Source organism: Corallococcus sp. CA049B, assembly GCF_003611685.1.
GTDB classification, from domain to species: Bacteria; Myxococcota; Myxococcia; order Myxococcales; family Myxococcaceae; genus Corallococcus; species Corallococcus coralloides.
This window is the reverse complement of record NZ_RAWC01000299.1, coordinates 1-8,757: the sequence shown is the minus strand read 5'-3', so window position 1 is coordinate 8,757 and position 8,757 is coordinate 1. Positions and strand designations below refer to the sequence as shown.

The window sequence follows — 8,757 nt, the reverse complement described above, 5'->3', positions numbered from 1 at the left end:
GCTCGGGGGAGGGTGGGCGCCCAACGCGTGGTGGCGCACGTGAGAACGGCCAGGGCGCGCCAGAGGCCGTGCGTCCCGGTCGCGCGGTGACTCGCGAAGAGGGGCAGGACCTGCCGGAGATCGTCCGCCCATCACGCGGCGGTGCTCGCGATGAAGGCCAGGGCCTTCAGGAGAACGTACGTTCCGGCCGTGGTGGCGCGCGTGAAGAGGGGCAGGGCCTTCCGGAGATCGCCCGGCCTCCCCGAGGAGCGGGCGCTGCTCGGGGCGGTGCTCGCGAAGAGGGCCAGGGCCTTCCAGAGATCGCCCGCCTGGGCCGTGACGGCGCGAAGCAGGAGGAGGGCTTCGAGTTGCCGGAGCTCATCCGCGCGGGCCGTGGCGCCGAACTGGACGGAAGCTCTTCAGAGCCTCCTCGCAAGGCCAGCCGGCCGGAGCCGATGATCTTCGCGCCGCTCCCCTCCGCGCAGGCCGCGAGCCAGTCCGAAGCGGCGCCCGAGCTTCGCACGATGTTCGCCACCCACTCCGCGCTGCTCGCGGAGCGCCTCAAGGCCGAGCTCCAGCACAAGATCTACGGCCGCTCCCCGCACCGCATCCTCCGCGTGGACGAACCCGAGGGCCCCAGCACCGCGGGCGGCAAGCAGGCCCGTCAGGCCATCTCGCTCGTGGACCGCAAGGGGAGCGCCCCCGCGCTCGTCGCGGGCTGGGTGGACGTGGCCAAGGGACAGGCCTCGCTGCGCAACCACGAGGCCGTGGCCAAGCGCTACGAGTTCCAGCACGGCACGCCGCTGGAGCTGGTGCCGGAGGAGTACGAGAAGTTCCTCACCGACGTGGACGAAGTGCTGCGCACCGCCGCCATCCAGGTCCGCATCCTCGTGCCGGACGAATCCGCGCCCACGCGCGCCACCGTCGGTCAGCAGGCACCGCGCGCCACGGGCGTCGCCGTGCGCTGGGTGCTGCTGCTCGTCATCGCGGCCTTCCTGCTGGGGCTCGGCGCGGGCGCCACGCTGCTGCGCGGCGGCTGAAGGCCCGCCACTGTCCGCTGAACGAAGGGGCGCTGCGCACTGGTGCGATGGCCCGGCCGCCGCGCCCCTTCCACCTTGGTGTCTCCCCATCCGGCCGGAGGCACCCATGGCGTCATCCCATCGCCGTCCGAAGTCCCACCTGCGCAAGCTGCTGGGCGGCTGCGTCGTGTCCGTCGCCCGGGCCTTCGCCCCCGCCTCCGTGCTCGCGGACGGCCCTCCGGTGATGGATGTCCGGCCGCGTTACGGACGCATTCCCGGCCCGGGCCGTGACTCTCAAGCACTCGGAATCCGAGGTGCGGCTCCGCGCCTCGGTGGATGACGCGGGAGTGACAGCGGGGCGGGGGGCCCCGTGGTACGGTGCTCGCGTCATTTTTCAGGGGGACATTCACGAGTGCCCGCCCTGGAAACCTCGTGAGCCCCACCATGCGCAGACTCCCTCTGCTGGCCCTCTGCCTTGTCGTCGCCACCGCGTGTTCATGCGGCGACAAGGACTCGAAGGGCGGCCCCTCGGAGACCGGCACCGCGCCGACTCCGCCCTCGAAGTCCCCTGGCCTCGCCGTCGAGCCGCTGCCCGAGCCTCCCGCGCTGAAGATCGACGCCGAGGACGCCGCGTCGCAGGGCCCGCTCTCCATCGCGGCCGCGCGGCCGACGGGGCAGGTCTACGGCAGCGCTCGTCCGACCATCACCTTCACCAAGCCGATGATCGCCCTCGGGTCGGTCGCCGCGGAGCGAGGCCTGTCGGCCCCCGCGACCATCACCCCCGCGCTGGAAGGCGAGTGGCGCTGGCTGGGCTCCGCGAGCGTGGAGTTCGTGCCGAGCGCGCCCGTGAAGCTGAGCACGCAGTACACGGTGACGGTGCCCGCCGGCCTCAAGGCCATGGACGGCACCGCGCTGGCGCAGCCGTACACCTTCCAGTTCGAGACCCCGCGCCCCTCGCTCCAGGCCACGCAGCCGGAGCCGGAGTTCCGCTGGCTGCAGCCGGAGCAGGTCTTCACGCTGACCTTCAACCAGGCCGTGAAGGACCTGGCGGAGCACGCGCGCCTGGAGCCCGCGGCCGGCGCGCCCGTGCCGCTCACGCTGGTGAAGACGTCGCCGCTCGCGGACGTGAAGGAAGTGCAGGTGGGCAGCGGCCCGGCGCGTCGCTCCCAGGACCGGCGCGTGCGGTACGAGCTCAAGCCCGCGCAGAAGCTGCCCTCGGGGACGCAGTTCACCCTGGTGGTGGACGGTGAGCTGACCGGCACGGAGGGCCCGCTGCCCATGGGCGAGGCGGTGCGCCACCCCTACGCCACCTACGGCGCGCTCAAGGTGGAGTCCGCGGGCGCGTGCGTGTTCACCTGGGGCGAGCAGCAGTGCTCCTACGGCCCGCTCATCCTCTTCACGTCCAACGAGCTGGACGCCGCCTCGCTCAAGGGCAAGGTGACGCTGGAGCCGAAGGCGGAGATCGACTGGGAGCGCGTGCAGACGCAGCTGCCGTGGGCGGGCTCGGAGGTGAAGAACCCCTACGTGTCGCTGCCCGGCCGCTACCGCCCCGGCACCACGTACAAGATCCAGGTCGCGGAAGGGTACAAGGACCTCTTCGGCCAGACGGGCCCCGCCTTCCAGGGCCAGGTGAAGCTGTCGGACGTGGAGCCGTCCTTCGACTCCGGCTCGCGCGAGGCGCTGGTGGAGGCGTCCGGTGACGGCTCCATCCCCATGGTGACGACCAACGTCCCGGAGGTGCAGGCGGAGGTGTGGGCGCTGTCCCCCGCCGAGCTCGCGCGGCTCATCGACACCAACGAGTGGCCGTCCTCGGAGCCCTACCGGACGACGCTGGACACGAAGTCCGCGCGCAACGTGGAGCGCACCACGCCGTTGGAGCTGCGCCCGGCGTTCAACGGGGCGAAGACGGGCCTGTTCCTCGCGCGGCTCGATGCGCCGTCGCTCAAGCAGAAGTACCCGCGCCGCGTGATCGGGCAGGTGACGGACCTGGCGGTGCACGCGAAGCTGGGCGCCGCCTCCGGCGTGGTGTGGGTGACGTCGCTGGCGACGGGCGCCCCGGTGCCGGACGCGCAGCTGACGCTCTGGGACAAGCAGGGCACGGAGCACTGGACGGGTACGACGGACGCCAATGGCCTCGCGAAGGTGCCGGGCCTGTCGGAGCTGCTCAAGCCCAAGAACGAGAACGCCTGGGACACGCCGTGGGCCATGGTGTCCGCGGTGAAGGACACGGACATCGGCGTGACGCTGTCCACGTGGGAGGGCGGCATGTCGCCCGGCGCGTTCTCGTTGCAGAGCGCGTGGGAGGGCCGCGTCGCGGACAGCCTGGGCTTCGTGTTCGCCGACCGCGGCATCTACCGCCCCGGTGACGACGTGATGCTCAAGGGCGTGGCGCGCTACCGCCGCCTGGGCGTGCTCAAGTCGCCGGCCGCGAACACGAAGGCGCAGGTGACCGTCACGAGCTCGCGCGGCGAGAAGGTCTTCCAGACGGAGGCCACCGTCACGAAGTACGGCACCTTCCGCGCGGACCTCAAGCTGGGCAAGGACATGCCGCTCGGCTACTACGACGTGGCCGCGAAGCTGAAGGTCGGCGGCGAGACGCTGAGCTACGGCGGCACCTTCCGCGTGGAGGAGTACCGCGCGCCGCAGTTCCGCGTGGACGTGGCGGTGCCGAAGAAGGACGTCGCGGCCGGCGAGCCGCTCACCGCCCGCGTGGACGCGCGCTACCTGTTCGGCGGCGCCATGGGCGACGCGCAGGTGCGCTGGAACGTGCAGCGCGTGAGCTCCTTCTTCACGCCCCCGGGCAATGAAGCCTTCACCTTCGGGGTGAACACCTGGTGGTGGGACGATGAGCAGCCGGAGCACAGCGCTGAGTCGTTCGGCTCCGGTGACGGCCGCACGGACGCGCAGGGGCAGCTGGCGCTGGCGCTGGGCAACGCGGACGCGCCCGGCGGCAAGACGTGGGAGTACACGCTGGAGGCGGAGGTGGAGGACGTCAACCGCCAGCGCGTGGCCAACCGCAACCTCATCATCGTGCACCCCGCGGACGTCTACGCGGGCCTGCGCATGCTCTCCACCGGCTTCGCGGAGGCGGGCAAGGAGGTGGGCCTGGAGCTGGTCGCCGTCACGCCCGAGGGCAAGCGCCAGGACGGCGTCGCGGTGGACGTGAACATCAAGCGCCGCGAGTGGAAGTCCATCCGCAAGAAGGGCGACGGCGGCCAGTGGTTCACCGTCACGGAGCCCGTGGAGACGGAAGCCGCGAAGTGCAATGTGAAGAGCGCGGCGACGCCGCAGCCGTGCAAGTTCACCCCGGCCGAGCCCGGCCTGTACGTGATGGAGGCGGTGGCCACGGACGCGAAGGGCCGCAAGGCGACGACGCGCGACTCGCTCTACGTCACCGGCTCCGGCTGGGTGTCCTGGCAGCGCAACGACACGGACCGCATCGACCTGGTGGCGGACAAGCAGCTGTACGACGTGGGTGACACCGCGAAGGTGCTGGTGAAGAGCCCGTACCCGCAGGCGGACGCCATCCTCACGGTGGAGCGCGAGGGCGTGCTCAGCGTGCGCCGCGTGAAGCTCAAGGGCAGCGCCACCGCGCTGGACGTCCCGCTGGGTGAGGGTGCCATCCCCAACGTCTTCGTCGGCGTGGTGCTGGTGCGCGGCCGCGTGGAGGCGGCCAAGGGCATCGAGTCCGGTGACGACCCGGGCCGCCCCGCCGTTCGCGTGGGCTACACCCAGCTGAAGGTGGAGAAGAAGGCCAAGCGCCTGTCGGTGGCGCTGACGCCGGACGCGCCGGAGAAGCGCCCGCGCGACAAGGTGACGGTGGACGTCGCGGTGAAGGACGCCACGGGCAAGGGCACGAAGTCCGAGGTGACGTTGTGGGCCGTGGACGAGGGCGTGCTGCGGCTGACGGGCTACAAGGCGCCGGATCCGCTGGACGCGATGTTCCAGGAGCGCGGCCTGTCGGTGCGCATCGGCGAGCCGCTCATCCACCTGGTGCTGCGCAAGCTGTACGGCGAGAAGGGCTCGCGGCCGGGCGGCTCCGGCGGTTCGGACGCGACGGGCTCCGGCATCCGGTCCAACTTCAAGACGACGGCGGTGTTCCAGTCGGTGGAGACGGACGACCAGGGCCGGGCGAAGGTGGAGTTCACCCTGCCGGACAACCTGACCACCTTCCGCATCATGGCCGTCGCCGTGACGGACGCGGACCGCTTCGGCGTGGGCGAGAGCAAGGTGCAGGTGGCCAAGCCGCTCCTGGCGCTGCCGGCGCTGCCCCGGCTGGTGCGCGTGGGTGACAAGGCGGAGGCGGGCGTGGTCATCCACACCACCAACCCGGCCATCAAGGAGGTCAAGGTCACCGCGCAGCTCACGGGCGTGCGCGTGGAGGGGCCCTCGGAGAAGACGGTGCAGCTGGACGGCAAGGCCCGCGAGGTGCGCTTCACCTTCGTGGCCGAGCAGCCGGGCACCGCGGTGCTGCGCTTCGCCGTCGCGGGGGGCGGGGAGACGGACGGGGTGGAGCAGCAGATCCCCGTGCAGCTGCCCGTGGGCATGGAGGCGGTGGCGGTCTACGGCGATACCACCCACGAGCGCGTGGAGGGGCTCAAGCCGCCGGGCGGCGTGCGTCCGGGCATGGGCGGCCTCTCGCTGACGATGTCCTCCACGGTGATGGGCGGGTTCGACGAGTCGATGAACCAGCTGGTGGACTACCCCTACGGCTGCCTGGAGCAGATGTCGTCGCGGCTGGTGCCGTTCGTGGCGCTGCGCGAGCTGTCCGGCAAGTTCGGCGTGGCGTGGACCGGCGGCTCGGAGGAGCAGAAGCAGGCGTTCGTGCGCGGCTTCCTCAGCGAGGACGCGCTGAAGACGCAGGGCACGCTGGATCCGGACGCGGTGGTGACGGCGACGGTGCGCAAGATTGAAGCGCTCCAGAACCACGACGGCGGCTTCCGCTTCTGGGCCTCCAGTGATTGCGCGTCGCCGTATGCGTCCGCGTACGCGACGCTGGCGTTGGCGCGCGCGAAGGAGGTGGGCTACCCGGTGAACGCGGGCGTGCTCGACAAGGCGAGGAAGTTCCTGGCGGACAAGGTGGCGGCGGGCGTGTGCACGCAGTGCGCCTATGGCTGCAACGCGCCGGGGCTGGAGACGCGGGTGTTCGCGCTCTACACGCTGTCGCGCATGGGGTCGCCGCGGCCGTCGTACTACAACGAGCTGTTCGAGCAGCGGCAGAAGCTGCCGCTCTTCGCGCGGGCGATGCTGACGGACGCCATCTTCGTGGGGAAGGGCAACCGCGCGCAGGGACAGAAGCTGCTCCAGGAGCTGCTCAACCAGGCCCAGGAGTCCGCGGCGGGCGTGCACTTCCAGGAGACGGACGCGAAGACGTACGCGCCGCTCTGGTCCTCCGACACGCGCACCACGGCGCTGGTGCTCCAGACGCTGGTGGACGTGCAGCCGGATCACCCCTACGTGTCGAAGATGGGGCGCTACCTGGCGTCCGCGCGCGAGGGTGACGGGCGCTTCCGCAACACGCAGGAGGCGGCCTTCACGCTGATGGCCCTGTCGGAGGTGGTGCGCCGCAAGGAGACGGCCGTGCCGTCCTTCGAGGCCGTGGTGAAGCTGGGCGGGCAGGTGATTGCCTCCGCCGACTTCAAGGGCCGCGACATGGGCGTGAAGACGGTGCAGGTGCCGGTGGAGAAGCTGGGCCCGGCGGACAAGGCGCAGCCGTTGACCTTCGGGGTGAACGGCACGGGCAACCTCTACTACGGGGCGCTCCTGCGCTACGCGCCGGCGCAGCTGCCGGTGGACCCCCTGGACCGGGGCATCATCGTCCAGCGCTGGTTCGAGCCGTACACGGGCGGCGGCCAGGCGAAGGCGGCGCGCGCGGGCGAGCTGGTGCGCGTGCGCGTGCGCGTGGCCACGCCCATGCGGCGCAACTTCGTGGCGGTGGACGTGCCGCTGCCCGCGGGCCTGGAGCCGGTGGACACGTCGCTGGCCAGCACTGCGCGGCTGCCGGGCCCGGCGGGCTCCGGCCAGGAGGAGGGCCCCGGCGAGGGCTACGAGTACGAGAGCGAGGAGGACCTGTCGGAGACGGACGAGGGCCAGAACGTCTGGGCCACGCGCTTCTGGTCGCCGTTCAACCACACGGAGATGCGGGATGACCGCGTGGTGTTCTTCGCCGACGAGCTGCCCCCCGGCGTGCACGTGGCGACCTTCGTCGCCCGGGCCACGACTCCGGGTGACTTCCTGCTCAAGCCCGCGCACGCGGAGGAGATGTACGCGCCGGAGGTGTTCGGCCGCTCCGAGGGTGGGCGCTTCCCGGTGCTGATGCCGGACGAGGTCGCTTCGAAGTGATGAAGCGCCTCACGCTTCGCGGGGCAGCGCGCGCCGTGGCGGTCCTGGCGGCGCTCCTGGTGGTGGGCTGCGCGGGCTTCATCGCGTGGCCCCTGCCGGGGACGTTGTTGTCCCGCGAAGCGCTGTCCTCGCTGGTGCTCACCGACCGCACGGGCCACGCCCTGCGCGAGGTGCTCTCCCGCGAGGACGGACGCAGTGCGGGCCTTCCGGAGGGACGCATTCCTCCGAAGGTGCGGCAGGCGTTCATCGCCGCGGAGGATCAACGCTTCACGTGGCATCCGGGCGTGGACGTGGTGGCGGTGGCCCGGGCCGCGCGAGACAACGTGTCCGCCGGGCGCATCGTGTCCGGCGCGTCCACGATTCCGCAGCAGCTGGCGCGCAGGCTGGTGCCCCGGGAGCGCTCCTGGTGGGGCAAGGCCGGCGAGGCGCTGTGGGCGCTGCGGCTGACCGCGCACCTGTCCAAGGAGCAGGTGCTGCTGGAGTACCTGGACCGCGTGCCGCTGGGGAACTCCACGTTCGGCGTGGAGGCGGCGGCGCGGCGGTACTTCGGGCGGCCCGCGGAGCGGCTGTCCGCGGGACAGGCGGCGCTGCTCGCGGGGATGGCCCGGTCGCCCGCGCGGAGGGATCCGTACCGCCGGCCGGAGATGGCGAATGCCGGGATGCGCGACGTGCTGTCGCGCATGGTGGAGGAGGGCTTCCTGACGAAGGAGGAGGCGCGGCTGGCGGAGGAGACGCCGCTGGACCTGGTGCCTCCGGAGCGCGTGTTCGAGGTGCCGCACCTGACGACGGCGCTGCTCCAGCGGCTGCCGGAGCTGGGGTTGGATCGGGCGTCGCGCATCGAGACGACCATCGACCCGGCGCTCCAGGCGGCGGTGGAGAAGGCCATCACGGAGGAGCTGCGCGGCCTGGCGCACCGGCGCGTGGGCGAGGCGGCGGCCATCGTCATCGACAATGCCTCGGGCGAGGTGCTCGCGTACGTGGGGTCCTCGGACTTCCTGGACGAGGAGAAGGGCGGGCAGAACGACGGCGTGCGTTCGCTGCGGCAGCCGGGGTCCGCGCTCAAGCCGTTCGCGTACGGGCTGGCGCTGAGCAAGGGCTTCACGCCGTCGAGCGTGCTCGCGGACGTGGAGGTGCACCTGGCGACACCGGGCGGCGCGTACGTGCCGAAGAACTACGACCGGCGCGCGCACGGTCCGGTGCGGCTGCGGGCGGCGCTGGCGTCCAGCTACAACATCCCGGCCGTGCGGGTGGCGGACGCGTTGGGGCCGGAGCAGGTGCTGCGCGTGCTGCGCGAGGCGGGCTTCCAGAGCCTCAAGGAGAGCGCGTCGCACTACGGCGTTGGCATCGTGCTGGGCAACGGGGACGTGACGCTGCGCGAGCTGGCGCGGGCGTACCGGGGGCTGGCGCGGGGTGGGGT

Annotated in this window: 3 protein-coding genes; all 3 read left to right on the top strand. The window is 72.0% G+C overall.

The genetic code is table 11. The features are described from left to right. A partial coding sequence (locus D7W82_RS36495; RefSeq protein ID WP_233588153.1) for a hypothetical protein occupies window positions 1-1,019 on the top strand: 1,019 nt, incomplete at its 5' end. A 423-nt stretch (window positions 1,020-1,442) separates the two neighbouring features. After that, window positions 1,443-7,340 carry an Ig-like domain-containing alpha-2-macroglobulin family protein gene (locus tag D7W82_RS36490; RefSeq protein WP_120622710.1) on the top strand — a complete coding sequence of 1,966 codons (5,898 nt, stop codon included), beginning with the start codon at window positions 1,443-1,445 and terminating at the stop codon, window positions 7,338-7,340. After that, on the top strand, window positions 7,340-8,757 hold a 1,418-nt coding region (locus tag D7W82_RS36485), incomplete at its 3' end, for a transglycosylase domain-containing protein (protein WP_199727970.1). The genes D7W82_RS36490 and D7W82_RS36485, both read left to right, overlap by 1 nt.